Annotated in this window: 26 protein-coding genes; 10 read left to right on the plus strand and 16 right to left on the minus strand. The window is 67.4% G+C overall.

Translation table 11 applies throughout. The annotated features are described in order from the left end of the window. Positions 1-54 precede the first annotated feature (54 nt). Positions 55-1,773 carry a ClcB-like voltage-gated chloride channel protein gene (locus EJO71_RS24990; protein ID WP_125951448.1) on the plus strand — a complete coding sequence of 573 codons (1,719 nt, stop codon included), beginning with the start codon at positions 55-57 and terminating at the stop codon, positions 1,771-1,773. 26 nt (positions 1,774-1,799) lie between these two features. Here the strand turns inward: EJO71_RS24990 and EJO71_RS24995 are convergent, their stop codons facing one another. The 3 genes from EJO71_RS24995 to EJO71_RS25005 all read right to left on the minus strand — a co-directional run bounded on the left by EJO71_RS24995 (position 1,800) and on the right by EJO71_RS25005 (position 4,439). Then, complete coding sequence (locus EJO71_RS24995; protein ID WP_206169052.1) at positions 1,800-2,321, minus strand: RidA family protein; 522 nt, start codon at positions 2,319-2,321, stop codon at positions 1,800-1,802. A gap of 62 nt (positions 2,322-2,383) precedes the next feature. Continuing rightward, positions 2,384-2,809, minus strand: coding sequence for a cytochrome c (locus tag EJO71_RS25000; protein WP_240651511.1), 426 nt, complete (start codon positions 2,807-2,809; stop codon positions 2,384-2,386). A gap of 25 nt (positions 2,810-2,834) precedes the next feature. Further along, positions 2,835-4,439, minus strand: coding sequence for a flavin monoamine oxidase family protein (locus EJO71_RS25005; protein WP_206169051.1), 1,605 nt, complete (start codon positions 4,437-4,439; stop codon positions 2,835-2,837). Between the two features lie 104 nt (positions 4,440-4,543). Here EJO71_RS25005 and EJO71_RS25010 point away from each other — a divergent pair, with 104 nt between their 5' ends. From EJO71_RS25010 to EJO71_RS25025, 4 genes are all read left to right on the plus strand, one after another. Then, on the plus strand, positions 4,544-4,768 hold the full coding sequence (locus EJO71_RS25010) for a hypothetical protein (protein ID WP_019652365.1): 225 nt from the start codon (positions 4,544-4,546) through the stop codon (positions 4,766-4,768). After that, a complete protein-coding gene (locus EJO71_RS25015) occupies positions 4,765-5,088 on the plus strand; it encodes a cell division protein ZapA (protein ID WP_125951447.1) in 324 nt (107 codons plus the stop codon). The genes EJO71_RS25010 and EJO71_RS25015 overlap by 4 nt, the downstream gene beginning before the upstream one ends. 281 nt (positions 5,089-5,369) lie before the next feature. After that, on the plus strand, positions 5,370-6,197 hold the full coding sequence (locus tag EJO71_RS25020; RefSeq protein ID WP_125951446.1) for a sulfite exporter TauE/SafE family protein: 828 nt from the start codon (positions 5,370-5,372) through the stop codon (positions 6,195-6,197). Between the two features lie 77 nt (positions 6,198-6,274). Beyond that, complete coding sequence (locus EJO71_RS25025; RefSeq protein ID WP_125951445.1) at positions 6,275-6,700, plus strand: universal stress protein; 426 nt, start codon at positions 6,275-6,277, stop codon at positions 6,698-6,700. A 6-nt stretch (positions 6,701-6,706) separates the two neighbouring features. Here the strand turns inward: EJO71_RS25025 and EJO71_RS25030 are convergent, their stop codons facing one another. Beyond that, positions 6,707-7,675, minus strand: a complete 969-nt coding sequence (locus EJO71_RS25030) for a helix-turn-helix domain-containing protein (protein ID WP_125951444.1) — start codon at positions 7,673-7,675, stop codon at positions 6,707-6,709. Between the two features lie 184 nt (positions 7,676-7,859). Between EJO71_RS25030 and EJO71_RS25035 the strand changes: the two genes are divergently transcribed. After that, positions 7,860-8,864 carry a carbon-nitrogen hydrolase family protein gene (locus EJO71_RS25035; protein ID WP_125951443.1) on the plus strand — a complete coding sequence of 335 codons (1,005 nt, stop codon included), beginning with the start codon at positions 7,860-7,862 and terminating at the stop codon, positions 8,862-8,864. A 17-nt stretch (positions 8,865-8,881) separates the two neighbouring features. After that, a complete protein-coding gene (locus tag EJO71_RS25040) occupies positions 8,882-9,946 on the plus strand; it encodes a phenylacetaldoxime dehydratase family protein (protein WP_125951442.1) in 1,065 nt (354 codons plus the stop codon). A 14-nt stretch (positions 9,947-9,960) separates the two neighbouring features. Here the strand turns inward: EJO71_RS25040 and EJO71_RS25045 are convergent, their stop codons facing one another. The 8 genes from EJO71_RS25045 to EJO71_RS25080 form a co-directional block, all read right to left on the minus strand. Then, on the minus strand, positions 9,961-11,499 hold the full coding sequence (locus tag EJO71_RS25045; RefSeq protein ID WP_125951441.1) for a malonyl-CoA synthase: 1,539 nt from the start codon (positions 11,497-11,499) through the stop codon (positions 9,961-9,963). Between the two features lie 17 nt (positions 11,500-11,516). After that, positions 11,517-12,299 carry an enoyl-CoA hydratase/isomerase family protein gene (locus tag EJO71_RS25050; protein ID WP_125951440.1) on the minus strand — a complete coding sequence of 261 codons (783 nt, stop codon included), beginning with the start codon at positions 12,297-12,299 and terminating at the stop codon, positions 11,517-11,519. Further along, on the minus strand, positions 12,296-13,282 hold the full coding sequence (locus EJO71_RS25055; RefSeq protein ID WP_125951439.1) for a tripartite tricarboxylate transporter substrate binding protein: 987 nt from the start codon (positions 13,280-13,282) through the stop codon (positions 12,296-12,298). Before EJO71_RS25055 ends, EJO71_RS25050 begins: the two co-directional genes overlap by 4 nt. A gap of 94 nt (positions 13,283-13,376) precedes the next feature. Then, positions 13,377-14,843 carry a malonyl-CoA decarboxylase gene (locus tag EJO71_RS25060; protein WP_125951438.1) on the minus strand — a complete coding sequence of 489 codons (1,467 nt, stop codon included), beginning with the start codon at positions 14,841-14,843 and terminating at the stop codon, positions 13,377-13,379. Positions 14,844-14,871: 28 nt separating this feature from the next. Beyond that, positions 14,872-15,540, minus strand: a complete 669-nt coding sequence (locus EJO71_RS25065) for a GntR family transcriptional regulator (RefSeq protein WP_125951437.1) — start codon at positions 15,538-15,540, stop codon at positions 14,872-14,874. Between the two features lie 143 nt (positions 15,541-15,683). Continuing rightward, positions 15,684-16,514 (minus strand): prolipoprotein diacylglyceryl transferase, encoded by an 831-nt coding sequence (lgt, locus tag EJO71_RS25070; protein ID WP_125951436.1) that lies wholly within the window; start codon positions 16,512-16,514, stop codon positions 15,684-15,686. A gap of 57 nt (positions 16,515-16,571) precedes the next feature. Beyond that, positions 16,572-16,841 (minus strand): hypothetical protein, encoded by a 270-nt coding sequence (locus EJO71_RS25075; RefSeq protein ID WP_125951435.1) that lies wholly within the window; start codon positions 16,839-16,841, stop codon positions 16,572-16,574. A 32-nt stretch (positions 16,842-16,873) separates the two neighbouring features. Then, on the minus strand, positions 16,874-17,647 hold the full coding sequence (locus tag EJO71_RS25080; RefSeq protein WP_125951434.1) for an SDR family oxidoreductase: 774 nt from the start codon (positions 17,645-17,647) through the stop codon (positions 16,874-16,876). A 139-nt stretch (positions 17,648-17,786) separates the two neighbouring features. Here EJO71_RS25080 and EJO71_RS25085 point away from each other — a divergent pair, with 139 nt between their 5' ends. Then, positions 17,787-18,728: a LysR family transcriptional regulator gene (locus EJO71_RS25085; protein ID WP_125951433.1), complete on the plus strand. Its 942-nt coding sequence runs from the start codon at positions 17,787-17,789 to the stop codon at positions 18,726-18,728. A 39-nt stretch (positions 18,729-18,767) separates the two neighbouring features. Here the strand turns inward: EJO71_RS25085 and EJO71_RS25090 are convergent, their stop codons facing one another. Further along, entirely contained in the window at positions 18,768-19,733 is a 966-nt protein-coding gene (locus EJO71_RS25090) for a LysR family transcriptional regulator (protein WP_125951432.1), read from the minus strand. Positions 19,734-19,835: 102 nt separating this feature from the next. On the opposite strand from EJO71_RS25090, the gene ilvD reads away from it, so the two are divergent. After that, on the plus strand, positions 19,836-21,530 hold the full coding sequence (ilvD, locus tag EJO71_RS25095) for a dihydroxy-acid dehydratase (RefSeq protein ID WP_125951431.1): 1,695 nt from the start codon (positions 19,836-19,838) through the stop codon (positions 21,528-21,530). Positions 21,531-21,638: 108 nt separating this feature from the next. On the opposite strand, the gene EJO71_RS25100 is transcribed toward ilvD, so the two are convergent. Further along, complete coding sequence (locus EJO71_RS25100) at positions 21,639-22,472, minus strand: DUF3592 domain-containing protein (RefSeq protein ID WP_125951430.1); 834 nt, start codon at positions 22,470-22,472, stop codon at positions 21,639-21,641. 55 nt (positions 22,473-22,527) lie between these two features. Beyond that, complete coding sequence (locus EJO71_RS25105) at positions 22,528-22,782, minus strand: TIGR04438 family Trp-rich protein (protein ID WP_125951429.1); 255 nt, start codon at positions 22,780-22,782, stop codon at positions 22,528-22,530. A 107-nt stretch (positions 22,783-22,889) separates the two neighbouring features. On the opposite strand from EJO71_RS25105, the gene EJO71_RS25110 reads away from it, so the two are divergent. Next, complete coding sequence (locus EJO71_RS25110) at positions 22,890-23,204, plus strand: c-type cytochrome (protein WP_125951428.1); 315 nt, start codon at positions 22,890-22,892, stop codon at positions 23,202-23,204. A 12-nt stretch (positions 23,205-23,216) separates the two neighbouring features. On the opposite strand, the gene EJO71_RS25115 is transcribed toward EJO71_RS25110, so the two are convergent. Further along, positions 23,217-23,717, minus strand: coding sequence for a LapA family protein (locus EJO71_RS25115; RefSeq protein ID WP_125951427.1), 501 nt, complete (start codon positions 23,715-23,717; stop codon positions 23,217-23,219). Positions 23,718-23,858 lie beyond the last annotated feature (141 nt).

Raw genomic sequence — 23,858 nt, forward strand, 5'->3', positions numbered from 1 at the left:
CCCTGCCCGGCGGTGCTTAAGTCGAAAGTTGCGGTACCGCTAACATCGGCGGCCATGATGCGGCCCGCCTCGGTCTTCCTGAATCTTCGCTCGGCGCTGCAGCGTCTCTTCGGTGTCTCGGGCTGGCAGTCGATGCTGCTGTGGTCCATCGTGGCCGGCCTGCTCGGCACGCTGGCGACCGAACTCTTCCGCGCGGCGCTGCTGGCCTTCGAGCACCTGGTGCTCGGGCCGGGCGAAGGGCTGGTGGCGATGGCGAAGCACCTGCCGTGGTGGGCGCGCATCGCCTGCCCCACGCTGGGCGGGCTGGTGGCAGGGCTGCTGCTGGTGCTCGCAAAGCGCGTGGCCGTGCGCAGCGCCACCTCCGACTACATGGAGGCCATCGTGCTCGGCGACGGGCGCATTCCCGTGGCACAGACGCTGGCGCGCAGCGCGTCGTCGCTGGTGAGCATCGGCACCGGCGGCTCCATCGGGCGCGAGGGTTCGATGGTGCAGCTGGCGGCGCTGGCCTCTTCGCTGCTCGGGCGGGTGTTCCGCTTTCCGGCCGAGCGGCTGCGGCTGCTGGTGGCCTGCGGTGCGGCGGCCGGCCTCACGGCCGCCTACAACGCGCCCATCGCGGGTGCCTTCTTCGTTGCGGAGATCGTTCTCGGCTCCATCGCGATGGAGAGCGTGGGGCCGATCATCATCGCCTCGGTGGTCGCCAACGTCGCGATGCGTGCGCTGCCCGGCTACCAGCCGCCGTACAGGATGCCGGCCTTCCCGGAGATCCACGGCACCGAGGTCGTACTGTTCTGCGTGCTCGGCGTGCTGCTGGGCTTTGCGGCCGTCGGCTTCCTGCGTGCGCTGCAGGGCAGCCGGGCACTGTTCTCGCGGCTGCCTGTCGCGCTGCCGTGGCGGCTGGCCCTGGGCGGGCTCGTGATGGGCGCGGTGTCGGTGCCGATGCCCGAGGTCTGGGGCAACGGCTACAGCGTGGTCAACTCGGTCCTGCACACGCCCTGGCCGTGGACGCTGATCGCGATGGTGCTGGTCGCCAAGGCGGTCGCCACGATGGCGACTGCCGGCTCGGGCGCGGTGGGCGGCGTGTTCACGCCGGCCCTCTTCTTCGGCTGCATGGTTGGCGCGCTGTTCGGCCAGGGCGTGCAGGCGCTGTGGCCGGCAGCCACCTCGGCGCCGTTCGCCTACGCCATCGTCGGCATGGGCGCCTTCCTGGCGGGCGCGACGCAGGCGCCGCTGATGGCCATCCTGATGATCTTCGAGATGACGCTGAGCTACCAGGTCATGCTGCCGCTGATGGCGGCGAGCGTCATCGCGTACTTCGTCGCGCGCTCGGCCAACGCGGGCTCCATGTACGAGATCACGCTGCACCGCAACGAACAGCGCGACGCGCAGATGCGCCTGCGCGGGCTTCACATGCGCGACCTCGTGCAGCCGGCCGAGACAGTGGTCGGCCCGCAGGCGGACCGCGAGGCCATGAGCAAGCTCTTCCTGCAGTACCCCGTGAAGTACCTGTACGTCGTCGACACGGACAACCGCTACCTCGGCGTCGTGCCGCTCTCGGCGCTCGGCACGGCGCCCCGGGAGACGACGGCAGCCGCCCTGCTCTCGCAGATCATCCAGCCGATCACCGCCGACACCGGGCTGGGCGAGGCGCTGCAGCGCTTTCTCGACCACCTGGGCGAGCGCCTGCCGGTGATCGAGAGCGCCGGCAACCCCGTGCTGCTGGGCGTCGTCGCCAAGAGCGCGCTGCTGGCCACCTACGTGCGGCTGAGCGAGTAGCGGGCGCGCACGCTGCCTTGTCCGGCTTACTTGGCCGGACGCACCGCCGTCACCTCGATCTCGACCAGGTAGGCCGGATTGACGAGCGCCGCCACCTGCATCGTCGAACGCACCGGCAGCCGGGGCTGCGCGGTGGTGCCGAAGAACTGGGTGTAGCCCTCCATGAAACCGGCGAAGTCCATCTTGTTGTCCTTGGCCGGGTCGCCGACGAGAAACACCTGCATCTTCACCACGTCGCCCATGGTCAGGCCCAGGCCCGCAAGGCTCTTCTCGATGGCCTTGAGCACACCGACGGTCTGGCCCTTGGTGTCGCCGCCATAGGCCGCCGCGCTGTTCTTCGGCGCAGCCGCGTCCTGCAGCGGCGGCACCTGGCCGGAGAGGTAGACGTTGGTGAACGACGACGGGACCTCCACCGCCGCCGCGATCGGGAAGGTCGAATTCGGAATGCGGTGGCGGATGATTTCATCGGCCGCGTTGGCTGCGCCGCAGCCGGCTGCGAACACTGCGGCGACGAGCGCCAGCTTCTTCGTGATGGAGGTCATGGTCATGCGGGTTGTCTCTCTGCTGGAGTGGAGGAAGGGTGTGCCGGACAGCGGAAGAAGAAGCTTCATCAAGGCCGCAGCTTCTTGACGCTCTCCGCCTCGATGGCGTCGGGGTACTGGTTGCCGAAATGGGTGCGCGCGTAGCCGACCACGGCGGCGATCTGCTCGTCGCTCAACATCTTGCCAAAGGCGGGCATGCCCTTCTGGCCGTTGATCACCACGTAGAGCGGGTATTCGGGGCTCGCGAGCCTCGGGTTCGAGGCGAGCGCCGGGTACGCGCCCGCGCCCTTCGCCCCTTGCCCCTGCGCCATGTGGCAGCCCTGGCAGGTCGCGCGGTAGATCGATTCGCCCGAGCTTTCCTGGAACCGGGGGCCGACGGAAAAGGCCGGCTCCGGCGACTGCGCAAAAGCGGCCTGGCCAGCCACCGAGGCCAGCGTGGCGAACGAAAGGCCGAGCAGTGCGCGCCTGATGAAGGTTCTGGTGCCGTGATTCATGATGCGTGTTTCCTCCTTCATTCGTTCACGCGGCCTGCGCCACGGCGCGGGCATGCAGCCGCTGGATGGCATCGAGCGACGAGAGCAGTGCGCCCTCCTGCCAGGCCGGGATGTAGGAAGCGTGCTCGCCGGCCAGCGCGATGCGGCCATCGACCTGGCACAGGTTCCTGTAGTGCTTCTGGCGCGTCTCGTCGGTCCACATGCCGTAGCAGCCATGCGAGCCCGGAACGCGGTGCCAGCCCACCGAGATGCCGTTGTCGAATTCGCTCGCGTACTGCGGATGCAGCTGCGTGCCGAACTCGACCGCGCGGCGCACGCGCTCTTCGGGAGCCATGGCCGTGAATTCGTAGGAGTTCGGGCCGTCGAACACATAGGCGCCCAGCAGCACCGACTTGCCCTTGGCTCCGTATCGCGTCGAGGGATACGAGATGCGCGAGATCGGCAGGTCGGTGTAGCTGATGCCGCCGTAGATGTGCTCGTCCTCCTCCCAGAAGCGGCGCTTGAACTGCAGGCCCACCTTCACCGATGCGCCGTAGGGCACGGCGTTGATGGCCTCCTGCATTGCCGAGCCCACCTGGATATCGATCTGGCTGAGCACCGACAGCGGAATGGTGCACAGGCACCAGTCGGCCTTGGCCTGCGCGACCGCACCGCCCTTGGACGCATCGGCGTAGGTGACCGTCACGCCGCGGTCGTTCTGCTCGATCTTCGTGACCTTGGCTCCGTAGCGGATCAGGCTGCCGACTTCCTTCTGGAACGCCTTGGCGATCATGTCCATGCCGCCCACGGGCTGGAAGATCGCGCTCTGGAATTCGTAGTCCTGCCCACTCGCGATGTAACGCCAAAGATTCGATTGCAGCAGCTCGCTCATGTCGAGCGGCTTCGAAGGCTTCGCCAGCGGCATGAGGCCGCCGCCCGCGTCGACTTCATAGCCGCGGCGGTCGCTGCTGACGGTGCCTTCGCGATAGCGGAACTGCGTGTCGAGCGCACCCCAGCGGCGCAGGCCTTCGAGCAGTTTCTCCTTGTCTTCCTTCGTCAGGGCCGCGTCGAGGTTGCCTTGCGTCGCGGCCTTGCCGAGCAGTTCGGCGACATGGCCCTGGTAGTCGGCCTGCACGTGGCGGTAGCGCTGAGGCTTGCCGCCGTAGGCCTTGCTCGAATGCACCAGCGCGTTGTAGTTGACCTGAATGAAGGGCTCCAGCGCCACGCCCAGCCGCTTGCAGTAGCCCAGCACCGCATGGTGGTGATAGGGAATGCGCCACGGCCCCGGATTGAAGTACTCGCCCTTGGCGAAACCGCATTGCTGCACGGCACCACCCAGCTCCGTGAAGGTATCGCCGCCGCGCAGCGTCCAGCATCGGCCGCCTGCGCGATTGCTGAACTCGAGAACCTTGACCGAGTAGCCCGCGTTGCGCAGCTCGAGCGCGGCGACCATGCCGGCCAGGCCTGCACCAAGAACCAGCACCGACGCACCCTTTCTCGCGCCGTCGAGCTTCGGTGGTCCGTTGTAGCCGGATTCGGCAGCAAAGCCGAGAGAGGTCATCGCCTGGTACATCGCGCCGCCCCCTGCGGTCTTGCCGATGAGCGCGAGCAGGTCGCGCCGGCTGAATAAAGTGTTGCTCTTCGTGGTCATTGGCTGCTTCTAGGAGTTTGAAAGGCAACTGGAAGGCAGCAGAATCCATGCCACGCCCCAGCCTCGGCGGGACCGCCTTCCCCGGGAAACTACAATCGCCAACCATGCCCGCCTCCAGCCCCATCGATCAGATCGCCGAGCGCGTCGAACGACTGCTCGTGCGTCATGAAGAGGTGCAGCGCACCAACGCGCTGCTGCAGGAACAGGTCGATGCGCTCACGCGCGAACGCGACGCCCTGAAGTCGCGCCTCGTCGCTGCCCGCACGCGCCTCGATGCCCTGCTCGAACGGTTGCCGGCTGAACCACCTTCCGAAGATTCCCCCGCATGAAGCAGATTGAAGTACAGATCATGGGACAGAGCTATCTGCTCGGCTGTCCCGATGGCGGCGAGGCGCAGTTGCGCGAAGCCGTCGAACGCGTGGACGCTGCCATGTGCAAGATCCGCGACGCGGGAAAAGTCAAGGCCCGCGACCGCATCGCCGTGCTGGCCTCGCTGAATCTCGCATTCGACCTCGCCGCCCAGCAGGCGGCCGCCACCGCCGCACCCGTGGTTGCCGCAGCACCGGATACCACAGAGACCGACCCGAAGGCCGCCCAACTCATTCAAAGACTCGATCAGGCCCTGGCGGGCGATGGACATTTGCTCTGAGCGGGTTCCACCGGCACGGCCGGAGCGGTAAAATCCGATCCGTCTGCGGTGCGCGTTGGGCTTTATATGTCCTTGTTCCAATGCTCTACGGAGCCGGGCTTGGTAAATCGCTCGACGGGTGTGATCATCTCGCGTCAGATGAACCCGAAGTCTTGCTGCCCTCGCCCACCTGAACCCCGGTTCAGGATGCGAGTCCGGCGCCCACTTGCAGACACCTAATTCCGCCACGGCCCCCTGCACGCACTGCTCGGGGCCGTTGCCTTTTCTGAAACATCATTTCCGTGAACGTCTCCAGCCTGCTCGACCCCATCCTCATCGCCGAACTCGCCGTCCTCGGGCTCGGCACCGGTTTTCTCGCAGGCTTGCTGGGCATCGGCGGCGGCATGCTGATGGTGCCGTTCATCACGATCATCATGGGCCATCGCGGCGTGCCGGCCGATCTCTCGGTGAAGATGGCCATCGCAACCTCGATGGCGACGATCATCTTCACCTCGGTGTCGAGCGTGCGCGCGCACCACAAGCGCGGCGCGGTGCGCTGGGACATCGTGAAGCGGCTCGCGCCCGGCATCGTCATCGGCAGCCTGATCGGCAGCCTCGGCGTGTTCTCTCTGCTCAAGGGCACTGCCCTGGCGATCTTCTTCGCGCTGTTCGTGGGCTTCTCCGCCACGCAGATGTTCCTCGACAAGAAGCCCGCCCCCACGCGCCAGATGCCGGGCACGGGCGGCCAGCTCGCTGCGGGCGGCGCGATCGGCTTCATCTCGGGCCTCGTGGGCGCAGGCGGCGGCTTCATCAGCGTGCCGTTCATGACGTGGTGCAACATCTCGATCCACAACGCGGTGGCCACCAGCGCGGCGCTGGGCTTTCCGATCGCGGTGGCGAACGTGCTGGGCTATGCGGTCAGCGGCCAGTCGGTGCAGGGCCTGCCGGCCGGCTCCTTCGGCTACATCTGGCTGCCTGCGCTGACAGTGATCGCCATATGCAGCGTGCTGACCGCGCCCCTGGGCGCGAAGGCAGCGCACAACCTGCCGGTGAAGAAGCTCAAGCGGGTGTTCGCGAGCATCCTCTACCTGCTTGCGGCCTACATGCTCTGGAAGGGCCTGCACGGCTGATCCGGCGGGGCCCAAAGCCCTTCGCCGGGAGGTGCGACTCGTTGCCGCCCCGAAAGGGCGCGCCGTATAACGAGGCCATGAAAATCCTCATCGCAGTCGACGGCAGCGCCTACACGCAGAAGGCACTGTCCTATCTCATCGCCAACCGCGCCATGTTCGTGGACGGCCATGACCTCGTGATCGTGCATGTGTCCACCGGCATCTCGGGCCACGTCACGCGCCACCTCAGCAAGGAGATCGTCTCCGACTACTACGCCGAGGAAAGCGCCAAGGTCATCGAGCCGGTGAAGGCGCAGCTCGCCGCGCAGGGCGTGAGCAACTACACGGTCGATGCGCGCCACGGGCACATCGCCGAAGAGATCCTCAAGTCGGCCGCCGCGGCGCAGGCGGGGCTGATCGTTCTCGGCACGCACGGCCACGGCATCTTCGGTCGCGCGCTGATGGGCTCGGTCGCCACCAAGGTGATCGCCGAGACGGACACGACGGTGCTGCTGGTCCAGTAGCAGCAGCTAGTGCGTGCGCTGTTGCTGCTGCCGCCACTCGCGCGGCGAGCAGCCGAAGCGCTCCCTGAACGCGCGGCTGAAGTGCGCCGCGTCGTTGAATCCCCTGCCATAGGCGATGTCGGCCACCGGGCGGCCCGCGAGGCGCGGCTCCAGCAGGTCGCGGCTGCACGCCTCCAGCCTGCGCTCCCAGATGTACTGCGACGGCGTGAGCGGCTCGCTCCTGAACACGCGGTGGATGTGGCTCACCGACACGCCCAGCCCGGCAGCCAGCGTGCCCACCGACAGCGAAGGATCGGCAAGTTGCTCGTCGATGAGCCGCTTCACGCGCGCAAGGTGATATGCCGTCAGATTGCTCAGCGATGGCGCACGCGCGGCGGGCAGCGTCTGCAGCCCCGCCACAAGGATGCTCTGCACGCCGTTGGCCACCGCGAGCGCCGACGCAGGCTGCAGCGTGTCGATGTCCTCGCGCAGCGTGTGGATCATGCCCAGCAGCAGGTGCCCCGCGCCCTCGCGGCCCGACACCGTGGTGGCCGTCAGCGCCTCGGTGTCGCGCAGTTCGCTGCGCAGACGTTCGCCGGGCAGCTTGAGCACGATCTGCTCGAAAGACTCGTCGAACAGCAGCTGGTAGGGCCGCGTGCTGTCGTACAGCGCGAAATCGCCGGCCGACAGTACCGCGTCGCGCCCGTCCTGCCGCACCACGCCGCGGCCGCGCGCCTGGATGCTCACGAGGAAATAGTCGTCGCCTGAATGCGAGATGTGCCCCGGCGTGCGCATCACCTTCTGCGGGCTCGAGGTGACGACCGACACGTCGAGACCGGGCAGCGTGTGCTGGCGGATGCTGCCCTCGAAGTCGCCCACATCGCCTTCGCGCGCGGGATCGCAGCCCAACTGCACATACACGTTGCAGATCATGTCGGTCCAGTAGGCAAGCCGCTGGTCGCGCGGAACGGCGTCGGTGCTGAGCAACTGGTTCATCGGGGTTCCTCGGAAAGCCTGGGCGGCAAGGGCATGCAACGCTGGAACAAGAACGCCGCCAATCCGGGTCAAGGCGTTCCGGCGGCGCGAATCTACGCTTCAAGCAACCCGCATGCCACAGCGCAAACCCGGTGCAGGCATGCGGCGGACGCTTCGTTACTTTCATTGCATCTGGAGAACCACCATGCCGACCACCGTCCATCCCAAGCTGCGCGTTGCCGCAGTGCAGGCCGCCCCCGTGTTCCTCGACCTCGACGGCACCATCGACAAGACCATCGACCTGATGGCGCAGGCCGCGAAACAGGGCGTGAAGCTCATCGCCTTTCCCGAGACCTGGGTGCCCGGCTACCCCTGGTGGATCTGGCTCGACTCGCCGGCCTGGGGCATGCAGTTCGTGCAGCGCTACCACGACAACTCGCTCGTCGTCGGCTCGGCCGAGTTCGAACGCATCGCGCAGGCGGCGCGCAAGCTCGGGATCTGGGTATCGCTCGGCTACAGCGAGAAGGCGGCCGGCAGCCTCTACATCGCACAGGCACTCATCGACGACCAGGGCCGCACGGTGCAGACGCGGCGCAAGCTCAAGCCCACGCATGTGGAGCGCACCGTGTTCGGCGAGGGCGACGGCTCGGACCTTGCCGTGGTCCAGACACCGCTGGGCAACATCGGATCGCTGTCGTGCTGGGAGCACCTGCAGCCGCTGAGCAAGTACGCGATGTATTCGCAGAACGAGCAGATCCACTGCGGCGCGTGGCCGAGCTTCTCGCTCTACCGCGGCGCGGCCTACGCACTGGGCCCCGAGGTCAACAACGCGGCGAGCCAGGTGTATGCGGCCGAGGGCCAGTGCTTCGTCGTCGCGCCCTGCGCCACCGTATCGAAGGCCATGAGCGAGCTGATGTGCACCGACGCGGGCAAGCAGCAGATGCTGCGCACCGGCGGCGGCTATGCGCGCATCTACGCACCCGACGGCTCGCCACTCGGCACGCCGCTGGCGGAGGACGAGGAAGGCCTTGTCGTCGCCGACATCGACCTCGGCATGATCTCGCTCGCCAAGGCCGCCGCCGATCCCAGCGGCCACTACTCGCGCCCCGACGTCACGCAGCTGCTGCTGAACAAGACGCGCCGCGAACCCGTGGTGGTGCAGCAATCACCCGAGCCCGAGAGCAGCGTGCCCGAGCCGGTCGCGGCCTGAACGCACGGAGGCACGCCATGGAATCCGCCATCGCAGAGCACCTCAAGTGCCCCCGCACGCGCCATCGCCGCGTGGAAGACGACTACGTGCCGCCCTACCCCGTGTGGTCGGCACGGGCTCCCGTTGCAGTGAAGCAGGTCGTGATGGGCTACTTCGGTGTGCAGTCTCGCGGCCCCGAAATGCAAGGCCGTGCCTGCGCCGCGCTGATGAAGATCGCTCGCGACTTCGCGCTGCCCGACGGCCCGGGACACCACGACCTGACGCACTACGTCGACGCGCAAGGCTTCGACAACATGATCGCCATCGCCTACTGGGGCGATGCTGCAGCCTTCGCACGCTGGTGCGCCACGCCCGAGATCGACGCATGGTGGCGTTCGGACGAACGGCTCGGCGAGGGCCTCGGCTACTTCCGCGAGATCGCGTCGCCGCGCGTAGAGCACTTCGAGACCAGGTTCAACACGCCCGACCGCTTCGAAGGTGTCGGCGTGATCATGGGCGGCGCCAGCGGCGAGCTGCAGGAGCACGGCTACTGGGGTTCGATGCGCGACCGCATTCCGCTGTCGCAGACCGATGCGATGGCGCCTTCGGGCGCTCGCGCGGTGATCGCAGGTGCCCCAGCACCCGGGCAGCGCGTGCGCATCGCAGGCCACGAGAACATCGCGATGATCCGCTCCGGCCAGGAGTGGACCGACACCACCGGCCAGGAACGCAAGCTCTACCTGGAAGACATGGAGCCCGTGCTGCGCGAGGGCATGGACTTCCTGCGCGACCAAGGCCAGCCGATCGGCTGCTACAGCAACCGCTACATGCGCCACCTCGACGCGCACGGCTCGCCGCTGCAGAAGTCATTCGGCCTGAGCTGGTGGCGCTCGCTGGCCGACATGGAACGCTGGGCCGAGTCGCATCCGACGCACGTCGCGATCTTCGGCAGCTTCATGCGCTACGTGCAGGCGCTGAACTTCCAGCTGCAGCTGCGCGTGTACCACGAGGTGTCGGTGCTGAAGGCCGACGAGCAGAGCTACGAGTACATCAACTGCCACGCGGGCAGCGGGCTCATGAACGGGCTCGCACCCGCCGCATGAGCACGCGGGGGCGCTCAGGCGGAGAACAGCTCCTTGTGCTCCGCCCGCAGCAGCGCCTTCTGCACCTTGCCCATCGTGTTGCGTGGCAGCTCGGGCACCACGAAACAGCGCTTCGGAATCTTGAAGTTCGCGAGCCGGGCTTTCAGCTCGGCCACGATGGCATCGGCGTCGAGCGCCGCGCCCGCCTTGGGAATGACAATCGCCACGCCCACCTCGCCGAAGTCGGGGTGCGGCACGCCGACCACGGCGCTCTCCGCCACGCCGGCCATCTCGTTGATGTAGCCCTCGATCTCGGCCGGGTACACGTTGTAGCCGCCGCTGATGATCAGGTCCTTGCTGCGCCCAACGATGACGGCGTAGCCCAGGCCATCGATCTTGCCCACGTCACCGGTCTTGAAGAAACCGTCGGAGGTGAACTCCTCCTTGGTCTTCTCGGGCATGCGCCAGTAGCCCGCGAACACGTTGGGACCGCTGACCTCGATGTTGCCGATCTCGTCGGTTGTGCACTCGCGGCCGCTGTCATCGCGCACGCGCAGCTGCACGCCCGGCAGCGCGAAGCCCACGGTGCCGCCGCGGCGCTCGCCCTGCTCCGGCTTGTAGGGGTTGGAGGTGAGCATGACCGTCTCGCTCATGCCGTAGCGCTCCAGGATGGTGTGGCCGGTGCGTTCGCGCCATTCGTCGAAGGTCTCGATCAGCAGCGGCGCCGAGCCCGCGACGAACAGGCGCATGTTGCGCACTGCCTCGCGCGTGAGGCCCGGCTCGGCCAGCAGCCGCACGTACAGGGTGGGAACGCCCATGAACACCGTGGCCTCGGGCAGCTTCTGCACGACGCGCTTCGGATCGAACTTCGCGAACCACAGCATCTTGCTGCCGTTGAGCAGCGCGCCATGCAGCGCGACGAACAAGCCGTGCACGTGGAAGATGGGCAGCGCGTGGATCAGCACGTCGCCTTCGGTCCAGCCCCAGTAGTCCTTCAGCACCTGCGCGTTCGACAGCAGGTTGCCATGCGTGAGCATCGCGCCCTTGCTGCGGCCGGTGGTGCCGCTGGTGTAGAGGATGGCGGCCATGTCGTCGGCCTTGCGCTTCGCAGGCGTGTGCCGGTCGCTGCATTGCGCGGCCACTTCGAGCAGCGTGCCGGTGCGGTCGTCGTCCAGCGTGAAGACGTGCTTCGTGCCCGCCGCGACGGCAATCGGAGCCACCCATGACGCATTGCGGCTGGTGCACACCACCACGGCCGGCTCGGCGTTGCCGATGAAGTACTCGATCTCGGCACTCTGGTAGGCCGTGTTCAGCGGCAGGAACACATAGCCCGCGCGCAGCGTGGCGAGGTACAGCAGCATCGCCTCGACCGATTTCTCGACCTGCACCGCGATGCGCGCGCCTTTCTCCAGCTTCAGCGCATCGAGCAGGTTGGCGATCATGGCGCTGGCGCGCTCGATGTCGCGCCAGGAATAGAACAGGCCGTTGTCGGTCTCGACGGCGATGCCGTCCAGGTCGGAGGGAAATGCCGCGCGCAGGGCGGCGAACAGGTTGGCGTTGGCGGTCTTCGTCATTCGGACAGGTCTTCTCTTCAGAAATTCGGGGTGCGCTTGGCGAGAAACGCGGCGATGCCCTCGCGGTGCTCCGCGGAATCGGCGTAATCGTAGGCAGTCGCAAGCAAGCCGTGGGCCGAGGGGGCGCCGGCGCGCAGCACGGCGAAGGTCGCCTTGTGCAGGCGCGCGGCCTGCGGCGAGAGCACGGCGATGCGCTGGGCGTGCGACTGTACGGCGAGCGCCACCTCGTTGTCGGGCAGCACCTGCAGCAGGAAGCCCGCGTCGTACAGGCGTTGCGCACCGTGCACGCCGGCGGCCAGCAGCATGTCGCGCGCGAGCACGTCGCCGATGGCTCCATGCACCAGCGCGGCTTCGCGCGGCGCCATCGGAAAGCCCAGCTTCGCAATGGGCGCGCCGAACTTCGCGGAAGCGCCGGCCAGGCGAATGTCGCAACAGCTCGCGATCTCGATGCCCGCGCCCATGCAGGCGCCTTCGATCTGCGCGACCAGCGGCAATGGGCAGTCGAGCATGGCCTGCAGCGCCGCCCACACTTCGTTCTCGTGGAATTCGCGCAGGCTGGGCTCTTTGAAGCGGAACGACGGGTACTCGGAAATGTCGCCGCCCGCGCAGAAGGCCCCGCCCTCGCCGCGCACGATCACGCAGCGCGGGGCGTCGTTGCCGTCCCCGCGCAGGCCGTCGAACACGGCGCGCAACTCGCGCCACATGGCGCGCGTCATGGCATTGAGCCGCCCCGCGTTCGACAGCGTGACGACCGCGATGGCGCCTTCGCGGCGCAATGAAATGGAACTGCCTGCGGTCATTCGAGCTTGGCGCCCGACGCCTTCACCACCGCTGCCCAGCGCTTGATCTCGGCATTGACGAAGGCGCCGTAGGCCGTGGTGGTGAGGGTCGGGATCTCGGAGCCGTTCTGGGCCCAGATGGCCTTCAGGTCGTCGGTGGCGAGCGCCTTCTTCATGTCGTCGATGGCGCGCGCCTGCGCATCGGCCGGCGTGCCCTTGGGCGCCCAAAGGCCGTACCAGGTGGTGACGGTGTAGTCGGGCAGGCCCACTTCGGCGGCACAGGGCACGTCGGGGAAGGCGGGGTTGCGCTTGCTGCCGGCCACCATCAGCGCCTTGATGCGGCCGCTCTTGATGTGCTGCGACGAGGAACCCAGGCCGTCGAACATCAGGTCGACGTTGCCCGAGATCAGGTCGGACAGCGCCGGGCCCGCGCCGCGGTACGGAATATGGGTGATGAAGGTACCGGTCTGAAGCTTGAACAGCTCGCCCGCCAGGTGGTGCGAGGTGCCCGAGCCGGCCGAGCCGTAGTTGAACTTGCCGGGGTTGCGCTTCACGAGCGCGATGAATTCCTGGATGGTGTTGGCCTGCACGCGCTTCGGGTTGATGACCACCACCTGCGGCACGTTGGCCAGCAGCATCAGCGGCACGAAGTCTCTCTCGATGTCGTAGTCGAGCTTCGGATAGACGGACGGCGCGATCGCATGGTGCACCGCGCCCATGAACAGCGTGTAGCCGTCGGCCGGCGCCTTGGCTGCGATGCTGGCGCCCAGCGTGCCCCCTGCCCCACCGCGGTTGTCGATGACCAGCGTCTGGCCCGCGATGCGCGAGAACTGGCCCGAGATCGGCCGCGCGAAGGCGTCGGTGCCGCCACCGGCCGGGAACGGCACGATCATCGTCACGGGCTTGGTCGGCCAGCCCTGCTGGGCCCGCGCGGCGCCGCACAGGACAGCCGCACCGGCGGCGGCCACGCGCAGTACGTCGCGGCGTTGAAAGCTTGGGTTCATTTGTCTCATCTCCTGTCTGTCGTTGTGGATCTTGCCGCACGATGCGGCTGCCGGCCTTTGGCGCGCCGGCTCTTGACTGAACTTCTTCCGGACCTCAGCCTTTTTTGAAATACAGGCCTTCGACGTCTCCCGATACAGCCACCTTGCCGTCCGCCAGCCAGGTGCGATGCTTGTCCAGGCGCTTCAGGTCATAGAGGTAGTTGACCATGAGCCCGTACGACTGCTTGTGCCCCTTGGGCGACGGATCGCCCGCCCAGTTCAGGCGCTCCACGCGGGCGCCGTTGCCCAGGTGAAAGCGCGCGACCGGGTCGGCCGGCGTGCCGTCGACCAGCGCGCGGCCGAGGTATTCGGCGGCGGCCTGCAGCAGCCATTGGCGCAGCGGCGATTTCGCGTCGAAGGTGGCGGCTGCGTCCACAGCGGCGAGCAGGCGCTCGGCGGTCGGCGGCAGCGAACCGATGAGACGGCCGAGCTCGGCCTCGCGCTTCTCGTCGAGGCGGGGCAGCAGGTCGGCGGCGTTCTTCGCGAGCCAGGTGCGAAAGCCCGGTATCGGCGAGAGCGTGGCGAAGGTCTTCAGGCGCGGCAGTTCTTCCTGCAGCGTCTCGACCACGCGCTTGATGAGCGAATCGCCGAAGCTCACGCCGCGCAGGCCGTTCTGCGTGTTGCTGATCGAATAGAAGATCGCAGTGGTGGCCCTTGCCGGCAGCACCGGCACGGCGGCCTCGTCGAGCAGCGGCGTGATGCCGTCGCTGATGCGGTCGACCAGCGCCACCTCGACGAAGATCAGCGGCTCGTTGGGCAGGCGCGGATGGAAGAAGCCGTAGCAGCGGCGGTCGCTGTCGTCGAGCCGGTTCTTCACGTCGGACCAGCTCTTGATGTCGTGCACCGCCTCGTAACGGATGAGCTTCTCGATCAGCGAGGCCGGCGAGTCCCAGTCGATGCGGCGCAGCTCGAGGAAGGCCACGTCGAACCAGGTGGAGAAAAGCTGTTCGAGCTCGGCGTCGAGCGCGAGCAGGCGCTTGTCGGACTTCAGGCACGGCAGCAGGTCGGCGCGCAGGTCGACCAGGAAGCGCATGCCCTCGGGCTCGACCGCGAAGCGCTGCAGCAGGCGCATGCGGGGCGACACCAGTGCGCGGCGCAGGCGCAGCTCGGCCTGGCCTTCGTCGGGCGTGCCGACAGCCGCCTGGTGCTGGTCGCGGGCGGTCTTGAGCTTTTGCGCGTCGGCGGCGAAATGCTCGCTCATCAGCGCCCAGTAGTCGCGGCGCTCCTCTGCGGTGGCGGCGCGGTAGGCGTCCGCGATGGCGTGGGCGCGACGGCCGCCCTCGACCTCGCTCACGCGCGGGTCGATCACGGCCTGCAGGTCGGCCAGCACACGGCGCAGCGCGCGCGGAGACAGCGCCTCGTCGGCCTTGCGCAGCGTGGCCTGCAGGCGCTCGGCGATCGGACGCGCACTGGGCTTGGGCGCATTCTTCGACGCGCCCTTCGACGCGCCTTCGGGTGCCACCGGCACCTTCGACTTTTCGCCAGAACGCAGCCGCGCCTGGAACCATTCGGTCGCACTCATCGAAACACTCCAATGCTTGATGGGACGGTCACGGCATGACCCTGGATTTCTGATTGCGCATGACCTCTCGCAGCGCCTCGCGCTGGCGCGTCATGTGGGTGCGCATGGCGGCGTCGGCGCCTTCGCTGTCGCGCGCCTTCAGCGCCGCGAACACGGCAAGGTGCTCCGACAGGCTCTGGTCGAGCCGCCCCGGCGCATGCAACTGCTGCAGCCGCGCGAGCTTGAGGATCTTGCGCAAGTCGCCGATCACCTGCGCCAGCCACTTGTTGTCGGCGAGCTTGATGATCGCCTCGTGAATGATGTGGTTGGTGGCGTAGTAGTCATTGATGCGCTTCGCCTTGGCATGGCGCACCAGCCGTTCGTGCAGCGCGTCGAGTTCCTGCAGTTCGGCATCGCTGGCATTGCGGGCGGCCTCGTAGGCGCAGCGGCCTTCGAGCAGCGCGATGACGGGAAAGATCTCGTCGAGGTCGCGCTCGGTCACCTCGTTGACGAAGCAGCCGCGCCGCGGCTCGTGCCGCAGCAGGCCTTCGGCGGTGAGCACCTTGAGCGCCTCGCGCAGCGGCGTGCGCGAGATGGAAAGCCGCTCGCACAGGGCGACTTCATCGACGAAGCTGCCGGGAGCCAGCGTGCCGGCGAAGATCTGCTCGCGCAGCGTGGCGGCGACTTCGTCATGCAGGGAGTTGGGGACCAGGCGCATACGGATCGGGGCAGCAAGTGCAGCGTAATTTCCTGTAATTACGCGTAATTCTGAGCCCGCATCCGATCCGGCGCAAGGGCCGCGCACGCCGTGCGCGGCTGGTACTTACCCTGCGAACTTCCGGCTGAAGCAGCCGGAACGGCTCAGGCGCGCGCGGCAGCGGCCTTGCCGGCGGTGCGGCCGAACCAGAACCAAAGCGCGATGCCGGCGATGACCATCGGCACGCTGAGCCACTGGCCCTGGCTCAGGTTGAGCGCCCGCAAGCCCAGGAAATCGTCGGGCTCGCGGAAGTACTCGGCCACGAAGCGCAGCACGCCGTAGCCGATCAGGAACACCGAAGCCACCTGCCCCTGCTTGCGCTCCTTGCGCGCATAGAGCCACATCACCACGAAGAGCAGCAGCCCCTCGAGCAGGAACTGGTAAACCTGCGACGGGTGGCGCGGCAGCATCGAATTGCTCTGCGGAAACACCATGCCCCAGGGCAGGTCGGGGCTGCTGAAGCGCCCCCACAGCTCGCCGTTGATGAAGTTGCCCACGCGGCCGGCTGCGAGGCCGGTAGGCACGCAGGGCGCGACGAAGTCCATCACCTGCCAGAACGGGCGCTTGCGCGAATGCGAAAACCACACCATCGCGCCGATCACGCCGAGCAGCCCGCCATGAAAGCTCATGCCGCCCTGCCACACGTAGAGGATTTCGAGCGGATGCGTGAGATAGAACTCGGGCTTGTAGAACAGGCAGTAGCCCAGCCGCCCGCCGACGATGACGCCCATCACGCCGAGGAAAAGGATGTCCTCGATGTCCTTGCGCTGCCATGCGCCCGCCCCCACCAGCGAACGGAACGGCTCGTGCCGCAGCCGGCGCGTGCCGAGAAAGTAGAACAGCGCGAACGCGGCCAGATAGGTCAGGCCATACCAGTGGATGGCCACCGGCCCGAGCTGCAGGGCGATGGGGTTGATCTGCGGATACATGAGCATCCGCGGATTGTGCCCCGGCCGAATGTCGGGCCCGAGGCGGGGCTTTTCAGGCGGAAATCAGCGCCCGAACTTCCACCACAGCAGCCCCGCGACCACGGCCGGCGCCGCGAAGATCAGCAGGAAAATCGGCAACTCCTCGGCCACCGAGTACCCCGCCTTGATCACGCCCACGGCCATGTTGATGCCCGCGCCGACGAACCACGCCGGAATGAACCACCTGGCCGCCACCGCCAGCGCCGCCGCGGAGCCATCGCCCAGCAGGCGCCCGGCCAGCAGGAACACCACCAGCAGCGCGAAGCCGCCGCCCATCACCATGATCGTGTGCATGTCGTTCGTCCTCCAGGCGGCATCTTGCCGGATCAGCGAGTCGTGTAGCCGCCATTGGCAAAGATCGTCTGGCCGGTGATCCACCAGCCTTCGGTGACAAGGAAGCGCACGATGGGCGCGATGTCCTCGATGTCGGTCAGGCCCTTCTTCGAGAACTTGCTGAGCGCGGCGGCGCTGCTGTGATATTCGACGGCCTCCTTGCTCTCCTGCCCGTAGAAGAACGGCGTGTCCATGGGGCCGGGGCCGATGGCGTTGACCGAGATGCCGCGCTCACCGAACTCCTTCGACGCGGCGCGCGTGTAGTGCTCCACCGCCGCCTTCGAGCCCGGGTAGATCGCATAGAACGGCGTGTACGCCGCCAGCAGCGAGCTCACCAGCGTGACGATGCTGCCGCCGTCGGCCAGCGTGCGGCCCGCCTGCTGGATGAAGAAGAAGGCGGCCTTGGCGTTGGCGTCGAAGCTCTTGTCGTAGTCGGCCTCCGTGACGTCGAGGATCGGCTTCTTGATGACCACGCCTGCGGTGTTGATGGCAATGTCGACCTGGCCGAAGTGCTTCACGGATTGGTCGAACAGCTTCACGCTGTTCTCGACCACCGAGAGGTCGCCCTGCACCAGCAGCGTGTCGGCGCCCTTGGCCTTGAGCGCGGCGGCGGTTTTCTCGGCGTCGGCGCGCGAGGCGTCGCTGTTGTAGTGGATGGCGATGCCGCGGGCGCCGCCGTCGACCATCTGGTGGCCGATGAGCGCGCCGAGGTTCTTGCCGCCGCCGGCGATGACGACGACCTTGTTCTTGAGGGTACGTGCGGACATGGGTGAGCTCCTTGAAGTAAAGCGTGATGCGTGACGAGAGCCTTCAGTCTATTGATGGCACAGTCGCTGATAAATCACTCATCCAAGGCTAGACTGTTCAATAAATCACGAACAATCAAACCGATATCGAACAGCGACGATGGACCGCATCGACCTCCTCCAGGTTTTCGTGAGCGTGGCCGAGACAGGCAGCTTCACGCGCGCCGCCGACCGGCTGGGCCTGCCGCGCGCGAGCGTCTCGACGGCCGTGCAGCAGCTCGAAACCCGCCTCGGCTCACGCCTGCTGCACAGAACCACGCGCCGCGTGGGCCTCACGCCCGACGGCGAAGTGATGCTGGAGCGCGCCCGCGCGCTGGTGGCCGACATGGAAGACATGGAACAGCAGTTCCTGCCCGCGAACGGCCAGGTCAGCGGCCGGCTCAAGGTCGACGTGCCGAGCCGCATCGCGCGGCGGCTCATCGCGCCTGCGCTGCCGGATTTCTTCGGGCGCCACCCGGCCATCGAGCTCGAGCTGGGCTCCAGCGACCGGGCGGTGGACCTCGTGCTCGAAGGCGTCGATTGCGCGCTGCGCGTGGGCCCGATGGCCAGCAGCAGCCTTGTGGCGCGGCCCCTCGGACAGTTCACGCTGATCAACTGCGCGAGCCCTGCCTACCTGGCCCGTCATGGCACGCCGCGCACGCCCGCCGACCTGCCGCAGCACACGGCCGTCAACTACGCCTCGCCGACCAGCGGGCGCGCCGCGCCGTGGGAATGGCAACGCGACGGAGAAACCGCGACGCTGCGCATGCGCAGCCAGGTGGCGGCAAACAATGCCGAGACCTACATCGCCTGCGCGCTGGCCGGGCTCGGCCTGATCCAGATTCCGGCGTACGACGTACGCGAGCACCTCGCGGCCGGAGAGCTGATCGAGGTGCTGCCCGACGCTCGCGCCGAGCCGCTGCCGGTGCAACTGGTGTACCCGCATCGACGCAATCTTTCGCGGCGCATGCAGGCCTTCGCGGGCTGGCTTGAAACGGTGCTGGGCGATGCGCTCGATCGACCCGCGCAACCCACTGCCGGACGGGCCCGCAAGGCGCGCTGAGCCGGCCCCGGGGACGTCAGTCAGGCCGAGGTCCCGCCTTCACTCGGTGCCCTCCTCCCGGTTCTTCGAACTGGCGCCTCGCTCGCGCACGAAGGCAACGAAGCGCGCGAGCGCCGGATTGGCCGCGCCCTCAGGCCACACCAGACTGGTTTCGCAGCCGGGCAGCTCAGGCGCACTCCGGCGCCGCGCGGCCGGCGCGAATTCCGCAGCACGCCGGTACACCACGCCCGCGCGGCGGAACTGCGTGACGCTCTCCGGCACCCAGGCCACGCCGATGCCGCCCGAGACGAGGTTGACGATGGTCTGCATCTGGATAGCTTCCTGCCCCAGTTGCGGCGTGCGACCGGCCGCGTGGTACAGGTCGAAGATGGCGTCGTGCAGCGAAGGCACGATGCGGCGCGGGAAGATCACCAGCGGCTCGGCAAGCACGTCGGCGAGCAGCAGCCTGTCGATGCTCGCGAGCGCATGCCGCGCGGGCAGCGCGAGCACCAGGGGCTCTTCCGACACGGCAAGTCGCGCAAGCCCTGGCGGCGCGGCGCCGGGCGAATGCAGCATCAGCCCGGCGTCGATCTCGCCGCGCGCGAAGGCTTCGAGCTGCACGTCGCCGGTGGCCTCAACCAGTTCGAGTGCCACCTCGGGGCACAGCACGCGGAATTCGCGCACCCACGCCGGCAACTGCTCGAAACCCACCGTCGAGACGAAGCCGATGCGCACCCGCCCCACCTGCCCCGCCGCCGCCGCCCGGGCCCGCGCCGGCAGCGCCTGTGCGCGGGCCAGCAGCTCGCGCACGTCGGGCAACAGGGCCTCGCCGGCGGGCGTTAGCGCCACGCGGCGCCGGGTGCGGTCGAACAGCACCACGCCGAGCGTCTTCTCGAGCTGGGCGATGGCCTGCGTGACAGGCGGTTGCGTCATGTGCAGGCGCAGCGCGGCGCGGCCGAAGTGCAGCTCTTCGGCCACTGCGACGAACTGGCGCCAGGCCCGCAGGTCGATCAGGACTTCATTCATATGCCAAGCATATCAATCTGCACTCGAAAATGGATTGGAAGCAATCAATCAGAAGTCCGATACTTGGGCTCCCACCGATCTCCCCACGACAGAAGAGACACCATGGACACCAAGCCAATCCAGATCAACCGCCGCAGCGCCAACATCGTCGAAGGCAAGAGCCGCGCCCCCAACCGCTCGATGTTCTACGCCATGGGCTACGAAGAAGGCGACTTCAAGAAGCCGATGGTCGGCGTCGCCAACGGCCACAGCACCATCACGCCCTGCAACTCGGGCCTGCAAAAGCTGGCCGACGCGGCCATCGCGGGCATCGAGGAAGCCGGCGGCAACGCGCAGGTGTTCGGCACGCCCACCATCTCCGACGGCATGGCCATGGGCACCGAGGGCATGAAGTACTCGCTGGTCAGCCGCGAAGTCATTTCCGACTGCATCGAGACCTGCGTCGGCGGCCAGTGGATGGACGGCGTGCTCGTGGTCGGCGGCTGCGACAAGAACATGCCCGGCGGCCTCATGGGCATGCTGCGCGCCAACGTGCCGGCCATCTACGTGTACGGCGGCACCATCCTGCCGGGCCGCTACAAGGGCCAGGACCTGAACATCGTGAGCGTGTTCGAAGCCGTGGGCCAGAACGCCGCCGGCAACATGAGCGACGAAGACCTGCTCGAGATCGAGAAGCGCGCCATTCCCGGCACCGGCTCGTGCGGCGGCATGTACACCGCCAACACCATGTCGAGCGCATTCGAGGCGCTGGGTATCTCGCTGCCCTACTCGTCGACCATGGCCAACCCGCACGACGAGAAGGCCAACTCGGCCAAGGAGTCTGCCAAGGTGCTGATCGAGGCGATCAAGAAAGACCTGAAGCCGCGCGACATCGTGACCAAGAAGGCCATCGAGAACGCGGTGGCGGTCATCATGGCCACCGGCGGCTCGACCAACGCGGTGCTGCACTTCCTGGCCATCGCGCACACGGCCGGCGTCGAATGGACCATCGACGACTTCGAGCGCATGCGCAAGAAGGTGCCGGTCATCTGCGACCTGAAGCCTTCGGGCAAGTACCTCGCGGTCGACCTGCACCAGGCCGGCGGCATTCCGCAGGTCATGAAGGTGCTGCTGAACGCGGGCCTGCTGCATGGCGACTGCATCACCATCAGCGGCCAGACCATCGCCGAGGTGCTGAAGGACGTGCCTGACGTGCCGCGCGCCGACCAGGATGTGATCCGCACCATCGACAACCCCATGTACGCCGAAGGCCACCTCGCGATCCTGAAGGGCAACCTGTCGCCCGAAGGTGCGGTCGCCAAGATCACCGGCCTGAAGAACCCGGTCATCACCGGCCCGGCGCGCGTCTTCGACGACGAGCAGTCGGCGCTCAAGGCCATCCTGGACGGCAAGATCAAGGCTGGCGACGTGATGGTGCTGCGCTACCTCGGCCCCAAGGGCGGCCCGGGCATGCCCGAAATGCTGGCGCCGACCGGTGCGCTGATCGGTGCGGGCCTCGGCGAGAGCGTGGGCCTGATCACCGACGGCCGCTTCTCGGGCGGCACCTGGGGCATGGTGGTGGGCCACGTGGCGCCCGAAGCGGCGGCCGGCGGCACCATCGCCTTCGTGAACGAGGGCGACTCGATCACCATCGATGCGCACGAGCTCAAGCTCGAACTGAACGTGCCCGAAGCCGAGATCGCCAAGCGCCGCGAAGGCTGGAAGGCACCGGCCCCGCGCTACACCCGCGGCGTGCAGGCGAAGTTCGCGTTCAACGCGTCGAGCGCCAGCTCGGGCGCGGTCCTCGACAAGTTCTGACCCTTCGAGAAACACCGAGGAACCGGCTCCGCCGGGCCTCAGGTGTTGCCCCCGGTTGGGGGAAGGCGTAGCGACACGAAGTGCGCGCAGCCTGGGGGCGAGCCTTGTCTAGGCCATCATCCACGCGCCGTAGCCGAAGGCGATAAAGCCAAGGCCCACGATCGCGAGGATGCTGCGCGACTGGAACTCCATCGCTGGCGGCAGGCTTTGCACGAGAAAGTGCAGCATGGCGCCGGCACCGATGGTCATGAAGCCCGCTCCGAACTGCTTCATCGGGTTCGGATCGGGATAGAGAAACACCAGCGCGAAGCCGGCCAGGAAGACGAGGTTGGCAAGCACGGTGCCGCGCGTGCGCCAGAGCTTCTGTCCGGGGGTGGGTTCGCGCGCCGGTGGCGGCCTGCTGCCGTAGCCGTACCCGCTGCGCCCTTCCTTCAGCGCCATGCCGATGAAGAACAGGCCGAACATCGCCGGAAACGCGCCGAAGATACCGAGCCCCCAGACACCGCCCCACATGTTCTGGAAATCGGCCACCAGTGCCTGCGAAGGGTCGGCCACGCTGTAGCGCACCTCCACCGGATCGCCCCACTCCTTGTCCGACAGTCCGCCGCCCAGCCCCTTGACGCGGCGCTTCTGCCCATCCGATGCGGTGTATTCGACGACGGGCGCGCGCGACACCGTAGTGCGGCCCTTGCCATCCGTGGTTCGCTCGTCGACGAACTCGACCAGGCTGCCCTGCACGCTGGCGGTGCCGGCAATCGACTGGTACCGGTGCCAGCCGATGGTGGCCGAGCCATAGAGCCCGGCGCAGCCGATCAGCAATGCGCCTACGCCCACGCCCCAGAAAAAGTTCTTGAGCCACCCCACGAGCCCGCCGATGGCCGGGCCAAGCAGCAGCGAAAGTCCGAAGACGATCAGCGCTCGGGTGGTGGCTTCCTCGTCCATGGCACGTCAGCGTGAAGCATGCAGTGCGGGGACTCGGGCCGACGGCGGCTGCGACTCAGCGGCGCGGGCGCTGCCCGTTGCTGGTCTTCATGCCCATGTTGGTCTTCTGCCGGTCGATGCGCGCCTGCTTGCGCCGGTCTTCCCGCTCGACGACCTTGCGCTTCGTATAGCCCGACGAGTCGGCCCAGGCCCACCATGCGACGGCCATTGCGAACGGGGACAGCACGATCCACCAGCTCCAGCTGGCAACCATGCCCACTTCGAAATACTTGAGGGCCAGCGCAAGCAGGCCCAAGCCGAGAAACCACATCGCGAATCCCTCCGGGTCGTACTGGCAACGCATCCGTGCGCCGTGCACGGTGCTACCTACAATCGCGTTGAGTCGAATGTAACTCAGCCCTTACCAATTACATCCCCATGAAAAGAGTCTTGTTGTCGGCAGCCCTGGGCCTCGGCCTTGCGGCACTCGCCGCGCCCGCCTTCGCCGACCTGGCGCTGGCAACCTCGAAGAACTGCATGAGCTGCCACGCGGTGGAACGCAAAGTGCTCGGCCCGTCGTTCAAGGACGTGGCCGCGAAGTACAAGGACGACAAGGGCGCGGTCGACGCCCTCGCCAGCAAGATCATGAAGGGCGGCTCTGGCGTGTGGGGGCCGGTGCCGATGCCGGCGAACAACCAGGTCAGCGAAGCCGACGCGAAGAAGCTCGCCGCCTGGGTGCTGTCGACGAAGTAAGCCCCGGAGGCCTCAGGCCTGCGGATTGATGTCCGCGGGCACCGGCCGGCGCTCGATGCGGTCCTCGAGCTGGCCGATGTGCGCGGCCATGGTGTTGTCGGTCTGATCCGAGCGCAGGCGGATCGCGGTCTCGAGCTGCTCCAGCCGCGCCAGCATCGCCGACTGGCGATCGGCGTTCTGCGCCATGTGCTTGTTCTCCTGCGCCTCCAGGAAGTTGCGCAACTCGGTGAAGCGCGAAGCCTCGGCCTTGTCCGCCAGGTCGCGCTGGACCTGCATTTCCTTGGTGTGGCGCTTGGTGTCCAGGAGCACCGAGCTGTGCAGGTACAGCACGTAGACGAGGAAGAAGGCGGCCAGCACCGTGGTCAGGCCAAGCATGATCAGGCCCAGCGGTGCCGAGACGGTCATGAAACCCAGCCACACATCGGTGGGCGCGGACAGCGTGCCCCAGTTCAGCGTGGCCAGCGCCGCAATGAGCAGCACGACGACAAAGAGAAAAGCGGATCTCACGCCCATGGGGGCCTCCTTCGGAAAGATCGAACACGTCGGAACCCGTGCGCATCGAGGCGCACGGTGGTTGCGACGGTTTTACCTCAGCGAAGAGCCCCGTTCGGCGCAAATGGCCGCATTAACGGCCACGTCCTACAGCACTAGTGC

This window comes from Variovorax sp. 679 (genome assembly GCF_003952185.1).
Classification (GTDB): Bacteria; Pseudomonadota; Gammaproteobacteria; order Burkholderiales; family Burkholderiaceae_C; genus Variovorax.

Coding starts and splice junctions, on each gene's coding strand:
- EJO71_RS25005 (WP_206169051.1), bottom strand. CDS start 4,439: ATGACCACGAAGAGCAACACTTTATTCAGCCGGCGCGACCTGCTCGCG.
- EJO71_RS25075 (WP_125951435.1), bottom strand. CDS start 16,841: ATGCACACGATCATGGTGATGGGCGGCGGCTTCGCGCTGCTGGTGGTG.
- EJO71_RS25010 (WP_019652365.1), top strand. CDS start 4,544: ATGCCCGCCTCCAGCCCCATCGATCAGATCGCCGAGCGCGTCGAACGA.
- EJO71_RS25040 (WP_125951442.1), top strand. CDS start 8,882: ATGGAATCCGCCATCGCAGAGCACCTCAAGTGCCCCCGCACGCGCCAT.
- EJO71_RS25090 (WP_125951432.1), bottom strand. CDS start 19,733: ATGAATGAAGTCCTGATCGACCTGCGGGCCTGGCGCCAGTTCGTCGCA.
- ilvD (WP_125951431.1), top strand. CDS start 19,836: ATGGACACCAAGCCAATCCAGATCAACCGCCGCAGCGCCAACATCGTC.
- EJO71_RS25060 (WP_125951438.1), bottom strand. CDS start 14,843: ATGAGTGCGACCGAATGGTTCCAGGCGCGGCTGCGTTCTGGCGAAAAG.
- EJO71_RS25015 (WP_125951447.1), top strand. CDS start 4,765: ATGAAGCAGATTGAAGTACAGATCATGGGACAGAGCTATCTGCTCGGC.
- EJO71_RS24990 (WP_125951448.1), top strand. CDS start 55: ATGATGCGGCCCGCCTCGGTCTTCCTGAATCTTCGCTCGGCGCTGCAG.
- EJO71_RS25055 (WP_125951439.1), bottom strand. CDS start 13,282: ATGAACCCAAGCTTTCAACGCCGCGACGTACTGCGCGTGGCCGCCGCC.
- EJO71_RS25100 (WP_125951430.1), bottom strand. CDS start 22,472: ATGGACGAGGAAGCCACCACCCGAGCGCTGATCGTCTTCGGACTTTCG.
- EJO71_RS25030 (WP_125951444.1), bottom strand. CDS start 7,675: ATGAACCAGTTGCTCAGCACCGACGCCGTTCCGCGCGACCAGCGGCTT.
- EJO71_RS25065 (WP_125951437.1), bottom strand. CDS start 15,540: ATGCGCCTGGTCCCCAACTCCCTGCATGACGAAGTCGCCGCCACGCTG.
- EJO71_RS25000 (WP_240651511.1), bottom strand. CDS start 2,809: ATGAATCACGGCACCAGAACCTTCATCAGGCGCGCACTGCTCGGCCTT.
- EJO71_RS24995 (WP_206169052.1), bottom strand. CDS start 2,321: ATGACCATGACCTCCATCACGAAGAAGCTGGCGCTCGTCGCCGCAGTG.
- EJO71_RS25115 (WP_125951427.1), bottom strand. CDS start 23,717: ATGGGCGTGAGATCCGCTTTTCTCTTTGTCGTCGTGCTGCTCATTGCG.
- EJO71_RS25025 (WP_125951445.1), top strand. CDS start 6,275: ATGAAAATCCTCATCGCAGTCGACGGCAGCGCCTACACGCAGAAGGCA.
- EJO71_RS25045 (WP_125951441.1), bottom strand. CDS start 11,499: ATGACGAAGACCGCCAACGCCAACCTGTTCGCCGCCCTGCGCGCGGCA.
- EJO71_RS25085 (WP_125951433.1), top strand. CDS start 17,787: ATGGACCGCATCGACCTCCTCCAGGTTTTCGTGAGCGTGGCCGAGACA.
- EJO71_RS25050 (WP_125951440.1), bottom strand. CDS start 12,299: ATGACCGCAGGCAGTTCCATTTCATTGCGCCGCGAAGGCGCCATCGCG.
- EJO71_RS25035 (WP_125951443.1), top strand. CDS start 7,860: ATGCCGACCACCGTCCATCCCAAGCTGCGCGTTGCCGCAGTGCAGGCC.
- EJO71_RS25105 (WP_125951429.1), bottom strand. CDS start 22,782: ATGTGGTTTCTCGGCTTGGGCCTGCTTGCGCTGGCCCTCAAGTATTTC.
- EJO71_RS25080 (WP_125951434.1), bottom strand. CDS start 17,647: ATGTCCGCACGTACCCTCAAGAACAAGGTCGTCGTCATCGCCGGCGGC.
- lgt (WP_125951436.1), bottom strand. CDS start 16,514: ATGCTCATGTATCCGCAGATCAACCCCATCGCCCTGCAGCTCGGGCCG.
- EJO71_RS25110 (WP_125951428.1), top strand. CDS start 22,890: ATGAAAAGAGTCTTGTTGTCGGCAGCCCTGGGCCTCGGCCTTGCGGCA.